Below are 24,232 nucleotides of genomic sequence, written 5' to 3' on the forward strand. Positions count from 1 at the left end.
TACTTGCTTGATAGTTCCGCAATGAATTGAACCCCGTGTACCCAATGATGACGTTTTTTGGTGGGAAAGTCCGGTTGTATAAAAGTCAGGTTAATCGGGAGCGTGCCCAGTCCCCCGGAAAGTTCACATCCCTGAAGATAAATATTGGGAGATCAAAATTTTCAACGTAATTAACCTTAAGACCGAACTTTATCTCAATAATAACCTCTGATTCATGAGGTGGGGTATCCGGATTACAGGAAAAATCGTCCGGGACTTGTTAAATTACTGTTACGAGTGATCTGAAATTTTTGCTTGCTTTAGCGTCTGCGATTGTGCAGAGGATAATTTTCCGGATGTTTAATGATGTCAGTGGCGATATCAAGAAACTCCGATTGAATACCTTCATCCTCGAGAATCTTGATGGCAATGTGTTGTTCAGAATATCCGGGTTTTAACAGGTAGTCGTAGATTAGCCTTCCGTCGCTGGTGATTTCTGCGTGAACATGCATGTTCTGGAATATTCCGGGGTATTCATCAGCCAGCAGTGTGGGTCTGGGGTAGTGGGTTGTGCAAATATTAATGGAGTTTCGGTTATTCGAAATGATTTTCAGATAGCCGTAAGTTCCGGCCTCACCTTCTATCGGATTGGTACTGCTGAAAATCTCATCCATCAGTGTCAGGCTGAACTGATACGCTTCCATGCTTTCAATGTGTTCCATCAATTCAATAGCCCTGACCGATTCTGCCTTGAATGTTGACAGGCCTGCTGCAACCTCTGAGCTGATATCCATATGAGTATGGATCAGTGAAAACGGCGTTATTTCCATATGGTGAGCCGGTGCAATGCCAAAGGTCTGCGCCAGAAGGACGGCAATGGCAATGCCTTCCATATTGGTTGATTTTCCGGCAGCATTCGGTCCCGTAATGATGGTGTTCAGGGGATGTTGTGCGCCGATTTCAATACTGTTTGGCACGGCGATCGCTGGTGATAAATGCGGATTCCAGAATCGGTCAAGTCTCAAGTAGGGTGAATGATGTTCGGGAATGTATGTTGCGAAGGTCATCGGGTTGTTTGCTCTTTCCTGCCCCTGACTTACCAGTTTGGCAATAGTCAGCCAGGCATCAACTTCACCGACTGCCTCAAGGATGTGGAGCATGGCGTTTTTGTGCTTCTGCATCAGTTCCAATGCCATGTGATAGCACCCCATGTGAGAGGTGTAGTACTGCCAGGTCGAGCGGATGGGGCTGGCAGGAGCACCCTGCAACAGAGCGAATATTTCCCGGAATTCACCGGAGTGATATAGCTTTGAAAGTTCCGGGTAGAATAACAGTACATTATGAAACAGTGGATGATTTTCAAGTGTCATCCAGAGCTCTCTGGCTTCAAATAATGCAAGACCCGGGCGCCTGCTGCGTTCCATCACGTAGGTGTAATAATGTTTCTCTCTCAGGGCACTTCGCTGCGTCAGATAGAGTGTCAGGCAATAAAGTGTTAAGCCACTGGCCAAATGTAATGGATGTGATGAATGGTAATAGAGGTAGGTAGGCATAAATCCGAGACCGAGTAAATTCAGGCCTTCAATAAATCGACGGGAGGCCTCTTTTTCATTACTGGTTTTTGGGTTCATACCAAACTGAGTGGTAGCATCCAGACTCTGGAAGAGTCCTTTGTAGATAGTATCGGAAGGGTCAAGCAGAGATATGATTCCATCTTCATTGGTAGAGAATCGTCGTAAATGATGTTCCAGTTGAGCCATGACCTTTGGATTATTGATCAGGTGTTGTATGGTTGACTGTCTTTTTTCCAATTCACTGATATTGACTGTTGGAGTGATCAGCATGTTGGCTAACATGATTTCTCCGGATACAGTCATCGGGTTGCCAAGGCTTTTCAGAATGCTGTGATCGGGCGATAGCGTCGAGCCATTTAATAAATCCAGGTCTTTAACTGCATAGTGCGTTAAGACGTTGGGTTCAGTGTGGGCCTGGACGACAGTTTGTTGGGAGAGTGATTTTAAGATGATTTTTCTTTTTTCTCCGGGAGTGAGCATAATATCTGGAAGTGCTGCTTCACTTTTTGTTAATTCTGTTTTTTCATCAGAATCCGGATAGGCTTGAGAAAAGTGTTGCTGTGATATGCGAAAGGTGTTTTGTATGCCAAGTTCGGCCTGAACGATCAAGGAGTGTATAAGCATTGCAACCATTATTATAAATAGTTTTCTTTTGTATCCTGTGGATTCTATTTTTTTAGCAGCTGACTTTGCCATGGTTTGATTAATGGTTAATTAAATGATTGGTTGTGGTTTTTTGTTGTTTAATTCTTGATTCTTGATTCTTGATTCTTGATTCTGGATTCTGGATTGTTGGATGTTTAATCAGGGTGTCGTTGTCATTAACGCACCAATCCTAGACGATTTTCTGAATAATAGAAAAAATAGTTTCTGCTCAGAGATGAAAAAATGTGTGTTGATCGGTGAGGGATTCCTGGAATGTTGGTTTCGTACTGAAGTTTTTGTGGTGAATTCACCATCATTAATGGTTGTGTGAATTAACAACTTATTATCGTCATTTGGCAAGGAAAACTAATCAATCGTAAAAGGCTCAGGATTCCCTTTGCCAACCCTCAGGATTTCCGGAACATCGCCCATCAGGCTGACCACCGTTGTCGGCTCCATACCCCGGTATCCGCCATCAATAATCAGATCCAGCTGGGCTTCCAGAGTCATACGGATATCGTAAGGGTCCATCATGGGGAACTCGTCACCAGGCAATTGCAGCGTTGAACTCATGATGGGGCATCCCAGCTCGCTGAGCAGCGATTGAACAATGGGACACTCAGGCACACGGATGCCTATGGTCTTCCTCTTTGGGTGCATCAATCGTCGGGGCACCTCTCTGGACCCCTTCAGGATGAAGGTATAGGGGCCGGGCGTGTGATTTTTCAGCATTCGATATTGCGTATTGTTAACCTGGGCATAGGTAGCCAGCTCAGAGAGGTCCCTGCAGACCAGGGTAAAATTATGCCTTTCATCCAGCCTGCGTATTTGCCGGATCCGCTCAACCGCCTTTTTATCGCCAATGTGACAACCCAGGGCATAGGCTGAGTCTGTAGGGTAGGCGATCACACCGCCATCACGAATAATATCAACAGCCTGACGAACCAGGCGCAGTTGGGGATTGTCGGGGTGAATCTGAAAAAACTGGCTCATGGCAATCGTCAGCATCAAGGTTATTCACTCTGGCTATGGCCTGGGGTGAACCAGTGTGTGTTGGTGGTGACAAGCAAAGCAGTTTGTCGGCCATAACTCAGAGTGGTGAAGGAACAGAGCCTTCAGCCAGAAAGATAGCCTTCAGCCAGGAAAAAGGCCTTTAGCGTAAGTAAGAGTAACGCTTCAGCGAAAGAACACTGTGGTGATTGCGCAAAAGCGGAGGCGCATCATAACACTGTGGTGAGCAGGAAAGAAGTACTTGGAAGGTCTTCACAACGCTATATTGAACGACTTGAACAGGGAGCCACCGGCCTTAGTTCCAGATATCCCAAACCGGTTTCAGGTTTTCCGGGAGAGAGGGAGGTAGTCGGCCAATATCAACCCATGGGTAGTCCGGGTTGTGAAAATCGCTACCCTGTGAGGCCATCAGGTTAAACTCGCGACAATAACGTGCCATTTGTTCTACCTGACTGTGTGGGTGGTTAGACCCCTGAACCTCCATGGCATGACCGCCAGCCAGTTTGAAGTCTTTGATCAGAGCCCTGAGTTTGGTTGCGGTCATCCGGTATTTTCCGGGATGGGCAAGAACGGCCACTCCTCCCAGCGCCCGGATCCAGGCAACACCCTGGCTCATTTTTGGCCAGAAGGCTTTAAGGTTGCCAATTTTGCTGTTATCGAGATACTTTCGAAAAGCAGCATCCATATCATTGCATCGCCCTTCACTGATCAGCCAGCGGGCAAAGTGTGGCCGGCCAATCTGTACGTCGTCCGGTTTCAGAATAAAGCCATGACGGCCGTTTTGTTGTTGTTCAACGGCACCTTCAAGGACTTTTCGGAAAATCTGGTCGGAACTCCAATCTGGCAGGCGACGGGCCAGTCGTTCGGCAATATGATGTGAGCGTTTTCTTCGAGACTCGCCCTGGGCGTTGACCACCATCTCCAGATCTCTGTGGTCAAGGGAGAAATTCAAACCGACAATATGAATTTCAGCGCCAGACCAGGTGGTGGATAGCTCAATGCCGGTGATTAATCGGATATCCCCCTCAGGAGCATGGTCTCTGAGGAAATAGTGGGCAGCTACCGTGTCATGATCGGTAATGGCCAGCGTATGAACATGACGTTCCTGAGCCCGCTTGCAGAGCTCAACCGGGTCAAGAGTTCCATCAGAAGCGGTGGTGTGGCTGTGTAAATCAATGGAAATCAAAATTGTCTCTTACCCTGAAAGTCAATTAGTTTATTATGTAGTTTGACTGTTATTGCCTGCAGGCTCAAACTCCCTAACCGTTATTCACAATAAACAGTCGGTACCATTGTCATAAGTTGGTGCCTGCTATTCTACTCTGATCGGCCAAATATGAAGCAACTAATTGACTTTATTCCTCTGATTCTCTTCTTTGTGGTCTATAAAATGGACCCGAGAATGGTCAGCCTGGGGGCAAACGAATTTGAACTGGGTGGACCGTTCAGTGCAACACTGGTGTTAATGGTTGCTTCCATTTTGATTTATGGCAGCCTGTATCTGAAAAACCGTGAACTTGAGAAAAGCCATGTGGTCACGCTCGCGGCGGTTGTGCTGTTTGGGGGCATGACACTGGCTTTTCATGATGAAGCCTTTCTGAAATGGAAAGCCCCCATCGTTAACTGGATCTTTGCGATTGCCTTTCTGGGCAGTCAGTTTATTGGTGAAAAGACCCTGCTGGAACGGATGATGGGGCATGCCATGACACTGCCGGACAATATCTGGCTCAAGATGAACATCAGTTGGGTTATATTTTTCATTCTTCTGGGGGCAGCAAACCTCTTCGTGGCATTTACCTTTCACGATATCTGGGTGGACTTTAAAGTGTTCGGCAGCCTGATTCTGACCTTCCTGTTTGTGATTGGTCAGTTTCTGGTGATTTCAAAACATATTCAAACCGGGGAGAAGTAAATGCTCTACGCTATTTTCAGTGAGGATGTCGATAGTAGCCTGCCATTACGAATGAAGGCTCGTCTTGCACACCTTGATCGGCTTCAGCAACTAAAGGATGAAGGTCGGTTGGTGCTTGCCGGGCCCTGTCCTGCCATAGACAGCAATGATCCGGGTGAGGCTGGTTTTACCGGTAGTCTGGTGGTCGCCGAATTTGCCAGTTTACCCGAAGCACAGGCCTGGGCTGATGCCGATCCCTATATTGAGGCTGGCGTTTATCGACAGGTTATCGTTAAGCCATTTAAAAAAGTTCTGCCGTGATTTGAGATGCTGATACCTGTGAAAATGCAAAAACATTGGCTGGTTGTTCTGTTTGGTTTGTTATGGATTGGGCAAGTCTCTGCAGAGACTCGATATATCACTGATATTACCTATGTGCCCATGCGGACCGGGCCGAGTAATGAGTACCGGATACTTCACCGTGGACTGAAGACCGGTACCGCGCTGGTACTGTTGGAAGAAGATTCTGGCAATGGCTTCAGTAAGGTGAAACACGGTGATCAGCAAGGCTATGTACCGACACAGTATCTGATGACCAACCCTCCGGCTTTTCATCAGTTACCTGCCGCCCTGGATCGGGCCAGTAACATGGCGGCAGAGAACAAAGCGCTGGAAAAACGCCTGATCGAACGGGATGGCCAGCTGCAAGAGGTGACGTCCGAACTCAGCAAGGCTGACAATAAGCTGGAGCGTCAGCAGGTGGAGCTGAAACGACTTCAGGATATTTCTGCTGAGCCCTTGGCTATTGATCGTCGTAACCAGCAGCTGGTTGAGGAAAACGAGCGGCTGAAAAACCAGTTGCAAGTGCTGCAGGCGGAAAATAGGCAGATGGATAGAGATATTAAACTGCGCTGGTTTCTTTTTGGGGGGGGCACGATATTGTTGGGTATTCTGCTTGGCCTGTTCCTGCCGATGTTGAAGATCCGCAAGAAAGAAAGTGCCTGGGTATAAGTAGCTAACCATATGAAATCATATATTTATGACTCCTTGTGCCGGCACTCTCGGCAACTGCTCCTGCGTTGCTCTAGCTCCTGCATCCATGCAGTCGTGCTTCGTTACAACTCCGGTCACATAGCTACGGCTATGCTCCCTCCGTTGTGCCTCGCATAGTACCAGCCCAAGTAGCCAGAAATATTCGATTCCATATGGCCAGCTACTTAGGTGTTTTTCAGGGAGGTCAGAGCAAACCGGACCTCCCTCAACGGTCGTTGTGGCCAAGAGCCCTTGCGGGGTCGATGATATCCCTGACCTTCTGCTTGATTTCCCTGGGTTGAGGAAAACCACCATCCTTTTTCCTTTCCCAGATAGCTTCGCCATTGAGCTTGATTATAAAGATTCCACCCGTTCCCGGCTTTAACCGAACCTCGCCCAGATCCGTGCTAAAGGTACTTAGCAGCTCCTGTGCAAGCCAGGCAGAACGTAACAGCCATTGGCATTGACTGCAGTACTCAATCTCGATAACAGGCTTTTCAGTCATGGCTCCCTCGCTTAGAATCCGCAGCTTATTTTTTAACGCTTTATCATGTGTGGCCTCATCTTCATGGAGAGTGCCGTTTTTATCAAGGCTCTTTTATCAAAAAAGGTACAGTGCATGGATTGGATGGTTGATCCGGCAATTGACAGCTATTGCCAGGAAATGACATCCGGTGAGTCTCCGATTCTGGCAGAGCTGGCTCAGGCTACCGTGGATAGAACTCGCTATCCGGTGAATCTCTCTGGTCGGCTGGTGGGGCAAACCCTGAAAATGCTGCTGAAGATCAGCCGTAGCAAAACAGTGCTTGAGATCGGTATGTTTACCGGCTATGCCGCACTGTCCATGGCAGAAGGGTTACCCGATGATGGCGTGGTGTATGCCTGTGAGACCAACCCACGGTCCATTGCCATTGGACAGGAGTTTTTTGACCGCTCCCCCCATGGGCATAAAATCAAAGTACTCTTTGGCAGAGCGCTGGATACCATCCCGCAATTGACAGCGGAAATCCGGGACAAACTGGATCTGGTGTTTATTGATGCAGACAAGAAGAAGTACCGCGATTATCTGGAGATGGTGCTGCCCATGATGAGCCCACAGGGGCTGGTGGTTATTGATGATGCGCTCTGGAAAGGGAAGGTGCTTGATCCTCAAGAGGAACGGGATCAGGTGATTGCCGATCTGAATCGTTACATTTATGAGCACCCGAACCTTGAGAGTGTGCTGCTGCCCATCCGACATGGCTTAAATATTGTGCGAAAAGTCTGATCTTTTACCATTTTGCCATCTATCCACTATTATCCATTACTGCCAAATAGTAATTAAGAAGAAGGGGCGTTCATGATTATCTATGAAGTCAATTGTCTGGTGGATAATGGTATTGTGGATGAGTTCAGGGCCTGGTTAACGCCGCACGTTGAGGCGGTGCTGCAGGCCGAAGGATTTCACAGTGCGCAAGTGTTTAAACTGACGGATGATGAGCAGCTGACAGCCAGACCGTATTCAACCGGTTTTTCCATCCGCTATCGAGTGTCTGGACAGAGTGCGCTGGATCACTACCTGCTCCACCTTGCACCTGCACTTCGCCGGGATGGCATTGACACATTTGGTAATCAGTTCACAACTTATCGTCGGGTATTAACAGAAGACGCTTAAGCATTTTTCAAGAGCATTTTTCATAAAAGCCGGGAGACTATTCATTGTTCTCCCGGAGCATTGCTTATAAATGGTTATAACTATTGATCATCTGTTGGATTTCACCTGACTGGTGCATCCTTTTCAACTCACTATTCAATTGCCTAACGATAGCCGGGTCTGTGTCTTTGTGCATGGCCAGCCACAGGGAACTTTCGCTGAAGGTATGAATGGGTTTGACCGGTATGTTGAAGTTGGATGCCGTGTAAGGCCCGGTCAATGAGCTGGAAGCCCAGAGTTTAATCTGGCCCAGTTTCAGCTTTACGACATTGATCGCATCACTTTTGGCAGGCACCACATCAATACTGCTCTCTATCAGATGATCGGTGATGGCATCAAACTCATAGGAACCGACCTGAAACTGTCTCAAATCATCCAGTGAGTTGATGGTCACCTCGCTATCCTGAGGCGCAAGAATTACCCAGTCTTCCTCATAAAGTGGCCCTACCCACTGGAAGCTATTCTCACGCTCGGGGGTACGGAATGTGGAATAGATCCCAAAACCTGAGGTGCCTTTGGCACTGTTGTAGGCTTCATCCCAGTCACTCATCAAGGTGAAATCCACCTCATACCCTGTAGCGGCAAAAAGCTTGCGCATGATGTCGGTAGCAAAGCCGGAGACTCGATCATTACGGGCATAAGAGGTGCCATTATTGGTCATGTTCAGTGGTGGAAAGTTTTCGGTGAGCAGGTGAAAACTGCTGGTTTGAGCGTTGCCGGTTAATGAAAAAAACAGCAAGAACAAAAATGGAATACAGCGAAACTTCATTGCGATCCCTACCGCTAAAAATCTTGTTCGATCAGTTATTGCCTGTTGATGGTAAGTGAAAGCGACCATCAGAAAAAGACGAGTAGAATATAAGAGTATGCCTCTTACGGCAATCAGCGTGCCAATAACATCCCGATATCTTCACTTTCGCAGTGATGTCAGGATGGAACAGCGCGCAAAATGCACTTAACAGCGTTTCACTCTTTTCGGTTGGTGGTGGTCGGCTGCCTCAGTTATTTTAAGTGCATCAGCCGCAGAAGTCAGCTGCGCCATCAGTTGGTCATACTGTCCGGAAGGACCATGGACCTTAAATATCCGCAGCAGATTTTTCAGGAAGGTTTTGACGGCCTGTCGTTTTTCCGGTGATAGCAGGTCAAGGTTATCAATGCCTTTCATGAAACACTCGATTGACCTGCGTGACTGCTCAACACTGTACGATTCGAACGCTATTAATAATGTGGAAGGGCAAGTTGTCTGGTGACCGCCAGTTGCTTCCATCAGTATATAGCCGGGGGGCTCAATGATATCAAGGTAGCCGGAGGGAACGTGCTTTTTCTGGGCTTCGCAGTCCTCAGTAATCCGGGCTTTAATGCTGGCAGCATCGCTGTTTTCGCGGAGATATTGGCACAACACACGTTGACTGGTGCGATCTTCCGACAACTGATGTCCATGCTCAAAGGCTCTGGAGAACAGTGCCTGTTCGGCGGCTATTGTTTGTTGTGTCTGAGCCTCAAGTGCTGGTTTCAGGCTGGCTTCCAGTTGTGCAACGGCTGTCCTGACCAGCGCGGAGTTTTCAGTAATGGTTTTTTCTACTGACTGAATATGTTGTTGTAAGCTGGCAATTTTGTTTTCTACATCATCAATTTGATCCTGCTTTTCCCGCTCCATTTGACGCTGATCCGGCAGTCCTGGCCGAAAACACATCTCATTATCCGGGGAGACAGCCATTTTGCCCAGCCGGAGCTGATGCGCGTTGTTGACCAGGATAAAGCCGCTGATTACGTGCTGGGTAAAGGTGCAGGCCATCCAACGGCCTTAAGGCCGATGTCGGATGAGAGCATGAGGGAAGCTCGCCACTGTCTGCAAACACGTACAGCTTACGCCCGATTGAACAAATTACAGATACCTTACCGGGTGCGTCTGTATGGCGAGGCACAGTATCAGGCGAAGAGCTGGAAAGGACTCGATACACGCGTCATCTATAAAGGCTGAAGTGAACCAGATGGGTGACAACCCCCGCTTTGTAGTGACATCCATCAAAAATGCTTCAGCCAAGTGCATTAATGAGCAGTTCTATTGTCCCAGAGGACAGGATGAAAACTACATTAAACACCTGAAAAATGATCTGTCCTGTGATCGGACTTCGGATATGGGCTTCCGGGCGAATGCCTTGCGCATGTACTACGCCTGTGCCGCTTATGTTCTGCATTACGAAATGAGAACCACTGTATTGGAGGGCACAGATTTGCAGAGGGCTCAGCCTTCAACAGTTATTGCCAAGCTGTTCAAAATTGCCGTTAAGGTGGTGGAATATAAAGACCGTGTGAAGCTGCATCTGCCCAGTAGTAACCCAATGAAAGTGTTGCTACAGCGAGTGACGGACGCTTTTGCTGCCATGCCAGTTCTCAAACCAGGGTAATAGACACAACTTTTCGGTTGGGGGCGTTTTATTGGATCAGCTGAAGGCGGGTGAACGGAAATAGGGAAATAATTCAGGGACTACTCCTTAATCCGTCATTCAGCACTCAATCTGAGAATTTCCCTACACCGGCTAAAATGTAAAAAATTCTCAGAATGAACATGTCCAATGCATCCTCATCAGTTCCACATTCAACGTATCGATCATATGGGTTTGGTTGCCGGTATGTGCAAAGAACTCGGTATCTCTAATCATCTGGATTCCCTGGTTCCTAACCAATCTGAACACCGGAATATTTCCTTTGGCGAAACCGTAGTATCAATGCTGCTTAACGGCCTTGGGTTCACTGCCCGCACGCTTCATATGTTCCCGGAGTTTCATGCTGATAAACCGCTGGATAAACTCATCAGGCCCGGTATTAAACCCGAACACATTAACGACAGTGTACTCGGCAGAGCCCTGGATCAGCTTTTTGAACTGGATGTAAGTGAGGTCTATTTATCGCTGGCTGTCAAGGCAGTGAATGTCTTAAAACTGCCGTGCAAGGCTCTGAACCTTGACTCAACAAGCTTGCATGTGGACGGCGTTTATAACAGCGAATCTGACGTCGACGAAGAAGATATGCACTGTATCAAACTCTGTCGTGGATACAGCAGGGATCATCGACCCGAGCTCAACCAGGCAATACTGCTGATGATGACGGAAAATCAGGCCGGTATTCCCGTTTTTATGAAAGCGTCCAGTGGCAACGTAAACGACAATAAAAACTTTAAAAAAGTCATCAGCAGCCATTTGAAATCCTACCGGGAAGCCCTGAATAATCGCTACCTGATTGGTGATGCAGCACTTTATACAACAGATAACGTACAGATACTTCATCAGCAGGGCCAGCAATTTATCACCCGGGTTCCGTCAAAAATCAAAGAAGCCAGAGAACTGATTGACAGTGTCGCTTCTTGTGAAATGACACCAGTGGAGGGTGCTGAGGGCTATGAGAGTCATGAAATGCTGTCAGATCATGCGGGTGTCTCCCAGCGCTGGATTCTGGTCCGCAGCGAGCAGGCTCGAAAGAGCGAACAAAAAACACTGCTGAAAAAAATGCTAAAGAAGTCTGAGAAAGAAGCAGAAGCGCTGACCAGTAAACTGGCCAAAAAAGCCTTCAAGTGTGAAACCGACGCATTGCGTGCGTTCGATGAATGGCAGTCAAAAACTATTTATTGTCAGGCGGAACCTGTCATTACTGAGAAACCCTGCTATACCAAGGTAGGTCGTCCGGAGAAAGGCTCTAAACCGGACAGTATTGAATATTATGTGAGCGGATATCCTTGGGTATCCGTTGACTGTCGCAAAGATGCAGAGTGTTCTCTGGGTTGCTTTGTGCTGGCGACGAATGATCTGGACGACAGTCGGCTGAGTACAGCAGAAGTGCTAAGTACTTACAAATCACAACAGTCAGTAGAGCGTGGCTTTCGGTTTTTGAAGAGCCCGGAGTTTCTGGTTTCTTCGCTGTTTTTAAAGAAACCGGAACGAATAGAAGCCTTGCTGATGGTGATGACGCTGTGTCTGTTAGTGTATGCGGCGATTCAGCATCGAATTAGGCATGAGCTAAAACGACAGAGTCGGTTTTTCCCGGACATGAAGCGGAAACCCTGCCAAAACCCGACAGCGCGTTGGGTGTTTTTCTGCTTTCAGGGTATCAACGTGCTATTGGTCGATGGACATGAAAAGCATGTGGTTGGATTACAAGAAAGGCAGTTGACTATTATTTCAATTCTTGGGCGACCGTATCAGGAAATTTATTCCTGATACGGGTGCTGAATGACGGCTTAATGGGCAGAGCAAATGTTATTCATCCCTTGATGTGAAACTATCGCATCATTAGGGAAACTTTTTTGTTACTGTGGGAATTCAGACGGCCTGCTGGTGTCCAATGGTTTTATTTTCAGACGTTCATTCTGACCAATCCGCTGCTTAATATGCTGAAATGGACTACCGCTTCTCTGGGATACAGGGAATCAAACTCTATCAAAACGTCAATCAATATGAATAACATCTGTGTAACCCAATCATCTCCTGCACCATTGCCCGCTGTCTCAGAATTACCAGAATCAGATAATCATTGCATTAATACGGCGGCCAACACTCTGGACTGCTCGACTGGCAACTTATCACGCAAGCGGAAATGCCATATTCCTGATTCAGAGCCAGAGGTTCGAGTCAATGCTCCCTGCCCTGGTGGTGACGATCCAATAGTGCCTGTCAAGCGTTGCAGAAGGGCAGATATCGACCGTGAGGACAGCAACGGTAACACCCCTCTGTGTCTGGCAGCACAAAATGGCCAGGGTGAAGAAATCAACCGTCTGGTCCGGGAAGGCGCTTATATTCATCATCTCAATCACGCCGGTAATAACGCTTTGATGCTGGCCGCACAAACTGGCCAGCATGACATTTTGACACGTTTTGATCTGGAAGAGGTTGATATCTTTCATGTGAATCGTGAGGGTGATAACGCTCTGACGCTGGCGGCCCCTGGCGGGCATCTGCCGGTGGTGAAATGGCTGGTGGTGATGGGCGCCAATATTTACCAGTGCAATCTTAACGGCGATAACGTCCTGACCCTGGCAGCGGGCAGTGGACAACTTCCTTTACTGCACTGGTTATTGGACAGTGCAAGAAATTTCATCACCACACCGCTTGATGTCAACAGGGAGAATTTTGAAGGCAATACTGCGCTGATGCTGGCAGCCCAAAACGGCCATTTGGAAGTGGCCCAGTTGCTGGCAGGGCACGGGAGCACACTCACCCACTACAATAACGAGGTGAGTGATGCCCTGTCACTGGCTGCCCGGGAGGGCCATATTGAGATCATCCAATGGCTCTGCACCCAAAATGTGAATATCCATAAAATATATCCAGACGATCGTACTATTCTTCATCACGCCATCACAGGCGGCCACTTGCCTGTTGTTCAATGGCTGTTGCGAATGGGCGTCAATCCCTGTCAGATCGATCATAATGGTAGTAACTGTCTGATGTATGCAGCAGATTGTGGGCATGTTGAACTCCTCGACAGTTTGCTTCCAAAGGCGCTTTCCGGCATTAATCAAACCAATCAATGTGGTAACAGTCCTCTGCTCATGGCTATTTCGGGTGGGCATCTCAAAGTCGCCCGGCTGCTTGTGCAACACGGAGCCAATATCCATCAGATTAACAGAGAGCATAACAGTGCCCTGACCTTGGCCGCCAGCCATCATGAACCCACGGCTCGTTGGTTATGTTCACTGGACGCAGATATCCATTACGTTGACAGCGACGGCAATAATGCCTTCATGCTGGCTGCTGCCAGTGGCTTTATGGAACTGATGGAGAGTCTTGCGCTATCAGGCGTTGATATCCATCAGGTAAATCACAATGGCGATAACGCCTTTACCCTGGCGGCAAGCAAAGGTTACCTGAAAGCGAGTCAATGGCTGTGGCAAAAAGGGTTGAATATTCACCAAATTAACCAACAGCACCACAATGCTGTTACTCTGGCTGCCATGGCAGGCTCAATGGCAATGGTTCAGTGGTTGCATTCAGTGGATGTTGACATGGATCAGATAGCGAGTGATGGAAGTGCTTCCATACCCCAACGTTTTGGTTGTAATGCGTTCGTTCTGGCCGTGAGTAATGGTCATATTGAGCTGGCGCAGTGGTTAAAACGGCAAGGGCTTAATATCCACCACACGGATTATTCTGACAATAATGCACTAATGCTGGCAGCACAGAAAGGTCAGCTGGCTGCAGTGCGTTGGCTTCATCAGCAAGGTTTCGGGCTTGATCATATCAATAGATCGAACCATTCTTACCTTTCTTCCAGTGGTAAGGACAATGCCTTGTCTCTTGCCGCCAGCTATGGCCATTTATCAGTGGTACAGTGGCTGTTTCAACAGGGGGTTGACCTTTCTCATATCACTGAGTGCGGAAATAATGTCCTTATGCTGGCAGCCCAGTGCGGTAATCTCGATATGGTACGTTGGCTTCATAATCGGGGTGTAGACCTTCATCATGTCAATGAACTCGGTGACAGTGCCCTCAATCTGGCCGCCAGTAAGGGGCATTTAAGTGTTGTTCAATGGCTCAGTTTCCAGCGTGTTTCGGGCGGTCGCAATAATCAAGGTGATGATGCTGTGTCACTGGCTACCATGCATGGTCATGTTTCAGTCGTTAAATGGCTGGGTCAACGCATCGCTTTACATCAGCGTTACCCGGATCTCTTGCTGCTTGCCCTGAAATGGTCTTGCCAGTCATTAGCGGTTTGGTTCTGCCTTGTGGGAATGAATGTCTGTTGTTTCGACAAGCGCGGTAATAGCCCCCTGATGCTGGCGGCAAAAAACGGATATCTGGCTCTGGTTAATTGCTTTTGGCAAAAGGGCCATAACTTGCATCATCTTAACCAGGATAGAAAAAATGCCCTGATGCTGGCTGCAGAAAATGGCCATCTTCCAGTGATTCAGTGGTTATATGAAAAACGAGTGGATATTCTTCAGAAGAACGCTAGAGGTGACAGCGCTCTGGATATAGCGGTTGATGAAGGCCACTTTGAAGTGGCAAAGTGGCTCTTTCAGCGAGGGGCAACTTTCCAGTCTGATTACAGGGATATCGGCCACATCGTGTGGGTTGCCGAATCAGGGCAGCTTGAGTTTCTTCAATGGTTGCATCAGCTGGGTTTTAATCTCGATCATCCTCAAGATTCAGCTATGTTGTGCGCGCTATCGGGAAACCATTTACCGATAGTTAAGTGGTGCTTCCAGATGGGAACAAATTGGCAAATCGTTACTGAGAGTGGTGATACTTGCTTTACTCTGGCGGCGAGAAGTGGGGATTTGCGGATACTTAAGTGGCTGTGTCAACAGACAGCGGGCATTCAGTATGCTGATGGTATCGAGGGCGTTGACAGAACGATGCTGGAAGATGCCGCTTCTGGTGGACATTTACATATACTGCAATGGCTAAAGGATCAGGGCCTTTACTTCATGGCTATTCATCCCGGTGATGAAGTACACTTTGACGCTGCTTACTTGGCGGCCCGAAATGGCCAATTCCACATTGTTAAATGGCTCCTTGAGCAAGGCGTTGATCTTAACTTTGTTGGTCCAGGGGGCGAGAGTGTTTTGGGTGCTGCTATCGAAGCAGGCCATCTGCCCATGGTCCGCTGGCTCTATGAGCAAGGGGTGGATATTATTCGCTGGGTAAATCCATCTGGGCAAGGGGCATTGTTACAGTCGATATTTCGGGATCATCAGTCATTGGCTAAATGGTTACTCCTTAACGGAGTTCATTTAACAAAAAAAGACATCAATCGAGCTATGACAGCTTCCGTTGACTTCCATGATCCGAAAAAGAAACTCTGTGCCACTTTATTTAAAATGACTTCTGTCGTCCGGCGAGTTGGTCTGGTCCAGTCGTTATCGTCCAATCAAAAACGTTGGCTGTTGCAAGTTCTGAAAATTCGATGTCAGGAAGGTGCTTCTGATGCACAGATTGATCAGGCATTTGCTCGTTTCAATAAATTTGATTACCAAAATAAGTTGGCGCATAAGTGTCTGTCAGTTGTTGCCAGAACCGTCAGGACCCACCATCCATCCATTGTCACTGCCTTTAATTATGTCAAAACAATGCCAATTCCCGGGACGCTCAAAAGTGAGTTAAAGGAGGTTCTGGAATCCTGGTTTTATCCCTGAGGTTAGGAAATGGAATACCTTTGGTTAGCTCACCGCAGCAAAGTGGCTTAGTATTCGGGCTGAAAGTTGATCAAATGGCGCCAGTCGATTACTCCCGCTCTCATCCGACATCGGCCTTAAGGCCGTTGGATGGCCTGCACCTTTACCCAGCACGTAATCAGCGGCTTTATCCTGGTCAACAACGCGCATCAGCTCCGGCTGGGAAAAATGGCTGTCTCCCCGGATAATGAGATGTGGCTTGAACATGGGGTCCTTACGCAAATGGTTGCTGTCATTGGCATCTTGATAACCGCATGCCATTTGTAGCACTCTTTGCGTCAGAAGATCCTGTATGGAATGGTCAATATAGGATTGATGTCGTTTGTCCTGGATTGCCTTGACGAGCCGGGGAATTAGCTCGCTGCGGATGGCCATTTCACGAAGCAGCAGCGCGCCAAAATCGGAGGACAACTCCCCTCCGTTAAAATCAGCTCCGACAGTTTTACCATTAACAGGGTGAAAACGAAGGGTTTCTTGTGTATGTTTCGTCATAGCAGGTTCCGGATTGCTTCTTCCGAAGCTTTTTTTTGGTCGACCCAATCATATCAGGTGATTGGGCGGAACCTGCTCTTATTTATGAAATATCCGGGTTAGTAGAAAATTTTTTTTAGACATGTTGTTTGGCAATAAGTTCTGGTGGCGTGAAGGGCAGCTCTTACGTTACGGCTGAGGAGGGGGGTGATAAAACCAGCGGCGAAGTTCAGTTCATAGGGGACCCCTTCAGGAGTCCCCATGCATTTTATGGTTTATAAATCACTTGCTCCCCCGGAAGCCCGGCAAACATAGATATCAGCCACAAGCCCATTGGAGTACTCAGGATAGTGCTTGTGAACCGCTTGTTTGACGGCATCGACTCGTTCTTCGGGAATCAGTGCGACTACGCAGCCACCAAATCCACCACCGGTCATTCTGACCCCACCTTCACTGCCAATGACGGCTTTGACAATGTCAACAATGCCGTCGATGGCGGGGACAGTAATTTCAAAATCATCGCGCATGGAGCGATGGGATTCGGCCATTAAACTGCCCATGGCTGCCAGGTCGCCCCTGGCCAGAGCCTCGGCTGCGGCAAGCGTACGATCATTTTCAGTCACCACATGGCGGGCCCGGCGATAGGTGAGTTCATCCAGTTCACTTTGGCTGGCTTCCAGCTGATCCAGAGTAATATCTCGCAGAGCCTTGACGCCAAAATGTTGGGCTGCCGCTTCACACTGTGCCCGGCGGGTGTTGTACTCACTGTCCACCAGGCCGCGTTTGACATTGGAGTTGATAATCACCACCGCTGCATTTTGAGGGATGGGCACCAGCCGGGTATCCAGTGACCGGCAATCCAGCAGCATGGCATGGTCTTCCTTGCCACAGGCTGAAATCATCTGGTCCATAATGCCGCACTTGCAGCCAACAAACTCGTTCTCTGCATGCTGGCCAATCAATGCCAGCTCTTTCAGGCTGACATCCAGTCCGGACATTCGGGTCAGGGTCAGTCCGGTAACCACTTCCAGACAGGCGGATGAACTGAGGCCGGCACCTTGGGGAACATTGCCAATAATGGCAATGTTGACACCTTTGAGGCTCATGCCTTTTTCCATAAGAACGGTGGCCACGCCCCGGACATAATTACTCCAGAAGGCTTCGTCGCTATGGGGTACCGGTAAGGAAAGCTCAAACTCGGATACCTGTCCGTCGTAACTGTGGGCAGTGGCAATGACTTTCTGGTCATCCCTGGGAGAAGCCGCAATCATGGCCTGGTAGTCAATGGCACAGGGCAATACAAAACCGTCGTTGTAGTCGGTATGCTCACCAATCAGGTTGACCCGGCCAGGTGCCTGAAAATAGTGGGTTGGCTGATGACCGAAGGTTTTTTCGAACAGTTCAGTCAGGGTTTGTTTCTGGTTCATCTTACTTTCCATAACTCGGACCAATCTTAAAGGCTTTTTGCAGGCTCAGCGCTTCTTTACAGAGAGCTTCACAGAGAGCTGCTGTCCAGATAATGCACATCGGGCAGTTCGCGCAGGCGGGTGGCAGCCTGTTCAGCGGTGAGGTCACGCTGCGTTTCTGCCAGCATTTCAAAGCCCACCATAAACTTGCGAACGGTTGCTGATCTCAGCAGTGGTGGATAGAAGTGAGCGTGCAGTTGCCAGTGGCTATCATCGGTACTTGCCTCACCCGGATGACAGGGCGCACCATGCCAACCCATAGAGTAGGGGAATGAGGTCTGGAACAGATTGTCGTACTTTGTCGTCAGTTTTTTCAGGATTTCAGCCAGGGCATCACGTTCCACTTCGGTCAGATCCGGCATGCGAAGTACCTGTCGCTTGGGCAGCAGCAGCGTTTCAAATGGCCAGGCTGCCCAGTAAGGAACCACGGCAATCCAGTGATCGTTTTCAACGACGGTGCGTTCACCGGACTCGGATTCCCGCAGGGCGTATTCAACCAGCAGATTGTTGCCTTTTTCGTTCAACCATTGACGCTGGTTGTCGTTTTCTTTGCGCGCTTCGTTGGGTAGAAAACTACTGGCCCAGATCTGGCCATGGGGGTGAGGATTGGAACACCCCATCACGGCTCCCTTGTTTTCAAACAGCTGCACCCAGGGGTAGGTCTCCCCCAGTTCGATGACCTGTTCTGCCCAGGTATCCACGACCTTGCGGATTTCCTGTTCGGTTAACTGTGGCAGGGTTTTACTGTGATCCGGTGAAAAACAGATCACCCGTGCTTCCCCCCTGGCAGAGCTGCTCTGGAACAGGTCTGACTCGCTGGTGGCATCCGGGGTATCCGTCAGCAGTGCCGGGAAGTCATTGGGGAATATGTAGGGATCGGTGTAGTCCGGGTTACGGTCACCGGTAATACGGTCGTTGCCCGGGCAGAGAAAGCACTCCGGATCGTGTACTGGACGAAAGTCCGGTGCCGTTTTTTCCACCTGCCCCTGCCATGGGCGCTTGGCACGATGGGGGGATACCAGTACCCAGTCGCCAATCAGCGGATTGAATCGACGGTGCGGATGATCAACAGGATTAAATGGTGTCATTGGTTAAATCCGTTCGGGTTTTCTGACTGCCAGCGCCAGGTATCGATGGTCATATCGTCAACGGTGCGGGTGGCTTTCCAGCCCAGCTTTTGCTCGGCATAGGCAGGATCGGCATAGCACTGGGCGATATCACCGGGGCGGCGTGGCTGGATTTGATGAGGCAGCTGTTTGCCACAGGCTTTTTCAAAGGCGTGAAGCATCTCCAATACGCTGCTGCCTTTGCCAGTACCCAGGTTGTAAGTGTGGACGCCCTGATCGGCCCAATGGGTTCTCAAGGCGGCAAGATGGCCAAGGGCAAGGTCGACGACATGGATATAATCGCGGACACCGGTACCATCGTGGGTGGCGTAGTCATTGCCAAATACATTAAGTTGCTCCAGTTTGCCAACGGCCACCTGGGCAATATAGGGCATGAGGTTGTTGGGAATACCGCTGGGGTCTTCACCGATAAGGCCGGATTCGTGGGCACCAACCGGGTTGAAGTAGCGCAGAATACTGAAATTCCAGCGATCATCGGACGCAGCCGTATCACGGAGGATCTCCTCCACCATAAATTTGCTTCGGCCGTAGGGGTTGGTGACCTGTCCGACCGGGAAGTCTTCCCTGATGGGCACTTCATGGGGGTCGCCATAAACGGTTGCAGATGAGCTGAAGACCAGATGACGTACATCAAACGCTGCCATGACTTCCAGCAGTGCTACGGTGCCGCTGACATTGTTATCAAAATAAGCCAGTGGTATCCGGGTAGACTCACCGACCGCTTTTAATCCGGCAAAATGAATCACTGCTTCAATGGAGTGCTTGCCGAATACGGTGCGTAGCGCCTCTTTATCGCGTATATCGACAGGATAAAAAGCGGGTTGCTTACCCGTCAGGCTTGCCACTCGGTGCAGGGACGTCTCATGGCTGTTGCACAGGTTATCAACGACGACCACGTCATAACCGGCATTCAATAATTCCAGACAGGTATGGCTACCAATATAGCCAGCGCCTCCGGTAATCAGGATACTCATTGTCTACCTCATTCAGGCAGCGTGTCTGCCTGTTAAATAATCGCTTGTGGATATTCTAGAAACAGATTACGGAGTATTTCTTTTACGGTTTTTTCTCTGTTTTTCCTGAAAACAAAGATTTCTGTGCTGGGAGCAGATATCATAATGAGGCTTTTTGATAAGGAGTAACTATTCAGCACTGAGCAAAGGCATATTACAGTAATTCCGAACAGCTCTATGAAGTGATTGATATATGTCCATTCCCTGTTTTCTGGCAGACGACAAATAGCTGCGAATCCGTGCAAACATAGAACCACCGTCTGCACTCCTGAAGCAGCCTGAGATTTTCTGCTTTAACTTGGCCATTCGAACATCCCGCTCACTGCCATTGTTATCGAAGGGAATGGTAAAATCTGACATGAAGCGCAGTGTCTCAGCCTTGAACTCAGTGAGTCGTTTGAAGAGATTGTAAGCTTTAGTATTCTTGACTTTCTTGCGCTTAAGCTCCTCTCGTTGCTTCTCCATATAGACGACTTCTTTCATTAGAGCCCGCTGAAGCAACCGGTCATAAATCTTCTCGATTCGTTCACAGACAACACTTGGCATCTGTAGCATACCTATGGTCTTAAAGCCCTTGCAGTAATGCCAGGAAAGCCTCAGTAGCTTCATCAATCGCAACGCCAGTTGATTGCTGTCCCTATCAACAACACCCAAAAGCTCCCTCAGGTGATGGGCATTGCAAAGTACGTGAGTTGCCGCATATGCAAAATAGGATTTCCAATGATCATGAACCAGAACGCCTGCAAATGTTAGCAGTATGCCCATCGTGTCCATGGCCTCACGACCTCGCTTTTCAGACAAGTAGTAGAGCGTCCATTGTTCATCCCGCATAACGTGTAGCCAGTGCAAAGAGCCCTCGGCCCGCATACCCGTTTCATCGGCTCCGGCAACAGACGATTCCCGCAAGGCGTCACGAATAACCTCTTCAGTAGAAGCCAGATTTTCATAGGTTCTGGCCACAAAATTGGCGACAGTGCCTGCACTTACACTCATTTTATAGAGAGTATTAAAATACTCTGACACGCGCTTAAAAGGCAGGAAATGGTATTGGTTAAGATAGACGGCCATAGCCTGTGTGGCTGAGCCATATTGTGCGGCAGCGGTAACACCTTCCGGGAATTCAGCCTGATTCCGACAACCACAAGTGCAGATTTTTACTTCAGCTCTATGGGCCGTTACTTCAAATTCACCCGGTCTCCCTGGTTCAAACACCTGTCGTTCAATATATTTGACCGGCTCACTATCAAGAAGAGACGCCTGACATTTATTGCATTCTTTAACCGGAAGGTACTCAATATAGTCAGGGATATCGACCTGTTTAAGACAAGTGCCCTGATGCCCTTTCTTTCCACCGGCTTTATTACCAGAAGACTGTCTCAGACTTTTAGGATTGGGTTTTTCATCCGATGGATCGGTACCTTTATCTGCGGAAAGGTCGTCAGAATGATCTGGAGAATTACTGTTTTTACAAGGTTTTTGATAACCATCAGACGATGGCGGCTTGCTGCTGTTTTGACTGTTCTTGCCAACCTTTTCTTCCAATTCTCGACATCGCTCTTCCAGACAGGCAACTCTCATCCGCAGCTCTGCATTCTCTTTCAAGAGAATCTCAGCCGACATAGTTGCGGGTAGTTCTGGAATCATGCTGGCGAATATTGTGGAAAAATGGTGCTTAAGAGGATGGTATAAAAATCAGAAAATTCCAGATTTATGTGGGGGTGCTGAACAGTTACCTTTCTTGAATTGAACGACACCTACCTGGAAAAAGGTCTGGAAGATGCCATTCTGCGGGAGATGGAGCAGTTCCTGCTGGAACTGGGGATGGGCTTCACCTTTGTTGCCCGTCAGCACCGGGTTCAGATTGATGAGGATGACTTTTATATTGATCTGCTGTTTTACAACCGCAAGCTGCAACGGCTGGTGGCTGTCGAGCTAAAGACCGGCAAGTTCAAGGCAGAGTATAAGGGGCAGATGGAGCTCTACCTGCGCTGGCTGGATAAGCATGACCGACAGTCCGGGGAAGCGTCACCCATTGGCATTATTCTCTGTGCGGGTAAAAAGCAGGAACAGATCGAACTGCTGGAGCTGGATAAAAGCGGCATCCATGTGGCGGATTACCTGACCAACCTGCCGCCCAAAGCGGTGCTGGAAGAACGCTTCCAGCAGGCTATCCACAATGCCCGCCAGCGTATTGAGAACAAAAGTGAGTAGTCTATGAGCAGGGACGCGACTGTTGAGGCCGTTTTCCAGAACGAAATAATTGCCCAGATGCAGGCCAATGGCTGGCTATTGGGTTCCGGCGACCAGTACCACCGGGAAACGGCGTTGTACACCGGCGATGTGCTTGGTTTTGTCAAACAGACCCAGCCGAAGGAGTGGGCGAAGCTCTGTAAGGTATTCCCCTCGGATTCGGAACAGCACTTTATCAGCCACCTGGTGACCCAGCTTAATAAAGCTGACCCCAATGCCATTGATAAAGAGCTACGCAGTTACGGTACCCTTGGGGTGTTACGTCATGGCCTGAAGATTCGCAATGCCCGGTTTCGCCTGTGCCAGTTTATGCCGGAGCATGATCTGAATCCGGATGCGCTGGCCCGTTATAAAGAAAACCGTTGTCGTCTTGTGCCGGAGCTGGTGTATTCGCCCTATGCTACCGATGAGCACCTTGCCGAAACCGGTAAAAAGGCCAGGTCGTGGCGCATTGATCTGGTGCTGTTTATCAATGGTCTGCCGGTATCGACGCTGGAGTTGAAATCCGAGTTCAAGCAGTCGGTGGATAACGCCATTCGGCAGTACAAAAACACTCGCTTACCCAAAGACCCGGAAACCGTTAAGCCGGAACCCCTGCTCACCTTCAAGCGTGGGGCGCTGGTGCATTTTGCTGTCAGCCAGTATCAGGTTTATATGGCAACCCGGTTGGCCGGTGCTGATACCTTCTTCCTGCCGTTTAATAAGGGGACAAAAGAAGGTGGCGCTGGTAATGATATTCCCGACGATGAAAACCGCTATGCCACCGATTACCTGTGGAATGAGGTGCTGCTGCCGGACAACCTGCTGAATATTCTTGCCCGTTACGTTCACCTTGAGATTAAGGAGTCCGAAGACTGGGAAGGCCGCAAAACTAAAAAGGAGACGCTGATTTTTCCCCGGTATCACCAGTGGGATGTGGTGCGTAAACTGATTGGCGCTGCCCGTAACGAAGGTTCTGGCCACCGTTACCTGGTGCAGCACAGTGCCGGTTCTGGCAAGTCCAACTCTATTGCCTGGACAGCCCATCAGCTATCCACCCTTTATAAAGACGATGGAGACAAACAGTTCCATTCCGTGGTCGTGATTACTGACCGGACGGTGCTGGACGATCAGCTCCAGGATACCATCTACCAGTTTGAACACGCCGATGGAGTGGTGGGTCGTATTAACAATAAAGAGGGTCAGGGCTCCAAATCAGAGAAACTGGCCAGTGCCCTGGAAAATGCCCAGCCGATTATTATCGTGACCATCCAGACCTTTCCGTTTGTACTGGCAGCTATTGAGAGCAGTACCAATCTGCAGAAACGTCGTTATGCCATTATTGCCGATGAGGCGCACTCTTCCCAGACAGGTGATACCGCCAAGAAGCTGAAAGAGGTGCTGATGGTGGATGGTGAAGCAAAAGAAGCAGAGCTGTCGGCAGAAGACAAGTTGAATGCGTCAGTCGCCGCACGACGGAAGAGTAGTAATCTCAGTTACTTTGCTTTTACGGCTACTCCAAAGGCAAAGACCCTGGAAACTTTTGGCCGGTTGCCTGACCCGGATGAACCTCCTTCGAAGAAGAACCTGCCCCAGGCATTCCATGTGTACTCCATGCGACAGGCCATTGAAGAAGGCTTTATCCTGGATGTGCTGAAGAACTACACCAATTACAAAGTCGCCTACAAGCTGGCCCAGAAGATTGCCGCTACCGATGAGGAAGTGGACAGCAAACGTGCCAAGGTGAAGGTGGGGCGCTGGGTACGCCTCCATGAGCACAATATCAGCCAGAAGGTAAAGGTGATCGTCCAGCACTTTGAGGGAACATGTGATGGGGCTGCTGTGGTCAGGCCAAGGCGATGGTGGTGACCAGTTCCCGCAAGGAGGCGGTGCGCTATAAGCTGGGGTTTGAGAAGTATCTGGCTGAACAC

Annotated in this window: 21 protein-coding genes and 1 pseudogene; 11 read left to right on the forward strand and 11 right to left on the reverse strand. The window is 49.0% G+C overall.

The window, feature by feature from the left end; translation table 11 throughout:
* Positions 1 to 299 precede the first annotated feature (299 nt).
* From MJO57_RS12480 to MJO57_RS12490, 3 genes are all read right to left on the reverse strand, one after another.
* Positions 300 to 2,249: a hypothetical protein gene (locus tag MJO57_RS12480; RefSeq protein WP_252025703.1), complete on the reverse strand. Its 1,950-nt coding sequence runs from the start codon at positions 2,247 to 2,249 to the stop codon at positions 300 to 302.
* 315 nt (positions 2,250 to 2,564) lie between these two features.
* Positions 2,565 to 3,191, reverse strand: a complete 627-nt coding sequence (locus MJO57_RS12485) for an L-threonylcarbamoyladenylate synthase (RefSeq protein WP_252027019.1) — start codon at positions 3,189 to 3,191, stop codon at positions 2,565 to 2,567.
* A gap of 313 nt (positions 3,192 to 3,504) precedes the next feature.
* Positions 3,505 to 4,395, reverse strand: a complete 891-nt coding sequence (locus tag MJO57_RS12490; protein ID WP_252025705.1) for a PHP domain-containing protein — start codon at positions 4,393 to 4,395, stop codon at positions 3,505 to 3,507.
* A 150-nt stretch (positions 4,396 to 4,545) separates the two neighbouring features.
* Here MJO57_RS12490 and MJO57_RS12495 point away from each other — a divergent pair, with 150 nt between their 5' ends.
* Genes MJO57_RS12495 through MJO57_RS12505 form a run of 3 tightly spaced genes read left to right on the forward strand, consistent with a single transcriptional unit; the run spans position 4,546 to position 6,111 of the window.
* Complete coding sequence (locus tag MJO57_RS12495; protein WP_252025707.1) at positions 4,546 to 5,121, forward strand: septation protein A; 576 nt, start codon at positions 4,546 to 4,548, stop codon at positions 5,119 to 5,121.
* Positions 5,122 to 5,421 carry a YciI family protein gene (locus MJO57_RS12500; protein ID WP_252025709.1) on the forward strand — a complete coding sequence of 100 codons (300 nt, stop codon included), beginning with the start codon at positions 5,122 to 5,124 and terminating at the stop codon, positions 5,419 to 5,421.
* A 24-nt stretch (positions 5,422 to 5,445) separates the two neighbouring features.
* Entirely contained in the window at positions 5,446 to 6,111 is a 666-nt protein-coding gene (locus MJO57_RS12505; RefSeq protein WP_252025711.1) for a TIGR04211 family SH3 domain-containing protein, read from the forward strand.
* A 247-nt stretch (positions 6,112 to 6,358) separates the two neighbouring features.
* Here MJO57_RS12505 and MJO57_RS12510 read toward each other — a convergent pair whose 3' ends face one another.
* Positions 6,359 to 6,637 (reverse strand): SelT/SelW/SelH family protein, encoded by a 279-nt coding sequence (locus MJO57_RS12510; RefSeq protein WP_252025713.1) that lies wholly within the window; start codon positions 6,635 to 6,637, stop codon positions 6,359 to 6,361.
* A 114-nt stretch (positions 6,638 to 6,751) separates the two neighbouring features.
* Here MJO57_RS12510 and MJO57_RS12515 point away from each other — a divergent pair, with 114 nt between their 5' ends.
* On the forward strand, positions 6,752 to 7,399 hold the full coding sequence (locus MJO57_RS12515) for an O-methyltransferase (protein WP_252025715.1): 648 nt from the start codon (positions 6,752 to 6,754) through the stop codon (positions 7,397 to 7,399).
* A gap of 72 nt (positions 7,400 to 7,471) precedes the next feature.
* Positions 7,472 to 7,786, forward strand: coding sequence for a DUF4286 family protein (locus MJO57_RS12520; protein ID WP_252025717.1), 315 nt, complete (start codon positions 7,472 to 7,474; stop codon positions 7,784 to 7,786).
* Between the two features lie 64 nt (positions 7,787 to 7,850).
* On the opposite strand, the gene MJO57_RS12525 is transcribed toward MJO57_RS12520, so the two are convergent.
* Positions 7,851 to 8,663, reverse strand: a complete 813-nt coding sequence (locus MJO57_RS12525; protein ID WP_252025719.1) for an ABC transporter substrate-binding protein — start codon at positions 8,661 to 8,663, stop codon at positions 7,851 to 7,853.
* A gap of 117 nt (positions 8,664 to 8,780) precedes the next feature.
* Positions 8,781 to 9,518 carry a hypothetical protein gene (locus MJO57_RS12530; protein WP_252027165.1) on the reverse strand — a complete coding sequence of 246 codons (738 nt, stop codon included), beginning with the start codon at positions 9,516 to 9,518 and terminating at the stop codon, positions 8,781 to 8,783.
* On the opposite strand from MJO57_RS12530, the gene MJO57_RS12535 reads away from it, so the two are divergent.
* The 4 genes from MJO57_RS12535 (at position 9,483) to MJO57_RS12550 (ending at position 15,956) form a co-directional block, all read left to right on the forward strand.
* On the forward strand, positions 9,483 to 9,806 hold the full coding sequence (locus MJO57_RS12535; protein ID WP_252025721.1) for a transposase: 324 nt from the start codon (positions 9,483 to 9,485) through the stop codon (positions 9,804 to 9,806). The two genes, MJO57_RS12530 and MJO57_RS12535, sit on opposite strands and share 36 nt — an antisense overlap.
* 10 nt (positions 9,807 to 9,816) lie before the next feature.
* Positions 9,817 to 10,233 carry a transposase gene (locus MJO57_RS12540; RefSeq protein WP_252025723.1) on the forward strand — a complete coding sequence of 139 codons (417 nt, stop codon included), beginning with the start codon at positions 9,817 to 9,819 and terminating at the stop codon, positions 10,231 to 10,233.
* A gap of 168 nt (positions 10,234 to 10,401) precedes the next feature.
* A complete protein-coding gene (locus MJO57_RS12545; RefSeq protein WP_252019985.1) occupies positions 10,402 to 12,039 on the forward strand; it encodes an IS1634 family transposase in 1,638 nt (545 codons plus the stop codon).
* A gap of 446 nt (positions 12,040 to 12,485) precedes the next feature.
* Positions 12,486 to 15,956: an ankyrin repeat domain-containing protein gene (locus MJO57_RS12550; RefSeq protein ID WP_252025724.1), complete on the forward strand. Its 3,471-nt coding sequence runs from the start codon at positions 12,486 to 12,488 to the stop codon at positions 15,954 to 15,956.
* Positions 15,957 to 15,980: 24 nt separating this feature from the next.
* On the opposite strand, the gene MJO57_RS33270 is transcribed toward MJO57_RS12550, so the two are convergent.
* The 5 genes from MJO57_RS33270 to MJO57_RS12575 all read right to left on the reverse strand — a co-directional run bounded on the left by MJO57_RS33270 (position 15,981) and on the right by MJO57_RS12575 (position 21,716).
* Entirely contained in the window at positions 15,981 to 16,487 is a 507-nt protein-coding gene (locus MJO57_RS33270; RefSeq protein WP_371924829.1) for a transposase, read from the reverse strand.
* Positions 16,488 to 16,741: 254 nt separating this feature from the next.
* Positions 16,742 to 17,893 (reverse strand): galactokinase, encoded by a 1,152-nt coding sequence (gene galK / locus MJO57_RS12560; RefSeq protein WP_252025726.1) that lies wholly within the window; start codon positions 17,891 to 17,893, stop codon positions 16,742 to 16,744.
* Between the two features lie 68 nt (positions 17,894 to 17,961).
* The gene (locus MJO57_RS12565) at positions 17,962 to 19,020 is read right to left on the reverse strand and encodes a UDP-glucose--hexose-1-phosphate uridylyltransferase (protein WP_252025728.1); all 1,059 of its coding nucleotides are present in this window, start codon (positions 19,018 to 19,020) and stop codon (positions 17,962 to 17,964) included.
* The gene (gene galE / locus MJO57_RS12570; protein ID WP_252025730.1) at positions 19,017 to 20,033 is read right to left on the reverse strand and encodes a UDP-glucose 4-epimerase GalE; all 1,017 of its coding nucleotides are present in this window, start codon (positions 20,031 to 20,033) and stop codon (positions 19,017 to 19,019) included. The genes MJO57_RS12565 and galE overlap by 4 nt, the downstream gene beginning before the upstream one ends.
* Positions 20,034 to 20,201: 168 nt before the next feature.
* Positions 20,202 to 21,716 (reverse strand): IS66 family transposase, encoded by a 1,515-nt coding sequence (locus tag MJO57_RS12575; protein ID WP_252017330.1) that lies wholly within the window; start codon positions 21,714 to 21,716, stop codon positions 20,202 to 20,204.
* A gap of 90 nt (positions 21,717 to 21,806) precedes the next feature.
* Between MJO57_RS12575 and MJO57_RS12580 the strand changes: the two are divergent.
* Positions 21,807 to 22,283: pseudogene (locus tag MJO57_RS12580) on the forward strand (PDDEXK nuclease domain-containing protein); the annotation flags it as partial.
* Between the two features lie 3 nt (positions 22,284 to 22,286).
* Positions 22,287 to 24,170 carry a DEAD/DEAH box helicase family protein gene (locus MJO57_RS12585; RefSeq protein ID WP_252025732.1) on the forward strand — a complete coding sequence of 628 codons (1,884 nt, stop codon included), beginning with the start codon at positions 22,287 to 22,289 and terminating at the stop codon, positions 24,168 to 24,170.
* Positions 24,171 to 24,232: the final 62 nt, after the last annotated feature.

Source organism: Endozoicomonas sp. SCSIO W0465 (genome assembly GCF_023716865.1).
Lineage (GTDB): Bacteria > Pseudomonadota > Gammaproteobacteria > Pseudomonadales > Endozoicomonadaceae > Endozoicomonas.

Coding starts and splice junctions, on each gene's coding strand:
- MJO57_RS12480 (WP_252025703.1), bottom strand. CDS start 2,249: ATGGCAAAGTCAGCTGCTAAAAAAATAGAATCCACAGGATACAAAAGA.
- MJO57_RS12485 (WP_252027019.1), bottom strand. CDS start 3,191: ATGAGCCAGTTTTTTCAGATTCACCCCGACAATCCCCAACTGCGCCTG.
- MJO57_RS12495 (WP_252025707.1), top strand. CDS start 4,546: ATGAAGCAACTAATTGACTTTATTCCTCTGATTCTCTTCTTTGTGGTC.
- MJO57_RS12500 (WP_252025709.1), top strand. CDS start 5,122: ATGCTCTACGCTATTTTCAGTGAGGATGTCGATAGTAGCCTGCCATTA.
- MJO57_RS12505 (WP_252025711.1), top strand. CDS start 5,446: ATGCAAAAACATTGGCTGGTTGTTCTGTTTGGTTTGTTATGGATTGGG.
- MJO57_RS12510 (WP_252025713.1), bottom strand. CDS start 6,637: ATGACTGAAAAGCCTGTTATCGAGATTGAGTACTGCAGTCAATGCCAA.
- MJO57_RS12515 (WP_252025715.1), top strand. CDS start 6,752: ATGGATTGGATGGTTGATCCGGCAATTGACAGCTATTGCCAGGAAATG.
- MJO57_RS12520 (WP_252025717.1), top strand. CDS start 7,472: ATGATTATCTATGAAGTCAATTGTCTGGTGGATAATGGTATTGTGGAT.
- MJO57_RS12525 (WP_252025719.1), bottom strand. CDS start 8,663: ATGGTCGCTTTCACTTACCATCAACAGGCAATAACTGATCGAACAAGA.
- MJO57_RS12530 (WP_252027165.1), bottom strand. CDS start 9,518: ATGTGTTTTCGGCCAGGACTGCCGGATCAGCGTCAAATGGAGCGGGAA.
- MJO57_RS12540 (WP_252025723.1), top strand. CDS start 9,817: ATGGGTGACAACCCCCGCTTTGTAGTGACATCCATCAAAAATGCTTCA.
- MJO57_RS12545 (WP_252019985.1), top strand. CDS start 10,402: ATGCATCCTCATCAGTTCCACATTCAACGTATCGATCATATGGGTTTG.
- MJO57_RS33270 (WP_371924829.1), bottom strand. CDS start 16,487: ATGACGAAACATACACAAGAAACCCTTCGTTTTCACCCTGTTAATGGT.
- galK (WP_252025726.1), bottom strand. CDS start 17,893: ATGAACCAGAAACAAACCCTGACTGAACTGTTCGAAAAAACCTTCGGT.
- MJO57_RS12565 (WP_252025728.1), bottom strand. CDS start 19,020: ATGACACCATTTAATCCTGTTGATCATCCGCACCGTCGATTCAATCCG.
- galE (WP_252025730.1), bottom strand. CDS start 20,033: ATGAGTATCCTGATTACCGGAGGCGCTGGCTATATTGGTAGCCATACC.
- MJO57_RS12575 (WP_252017330.1), bottom strand. CDS start 21,716: ATGATTCCAGAACTACCCGCAACTATGTCGGCTGAGATTCTCTTGAAA.
- MJO57_RS12585 (WP_252025732.1), top strand. CDS start 22,287: ATGAGCAGGGACGCGACTGTTGAGGCCGTTTTCCAGAACGAAATAATT.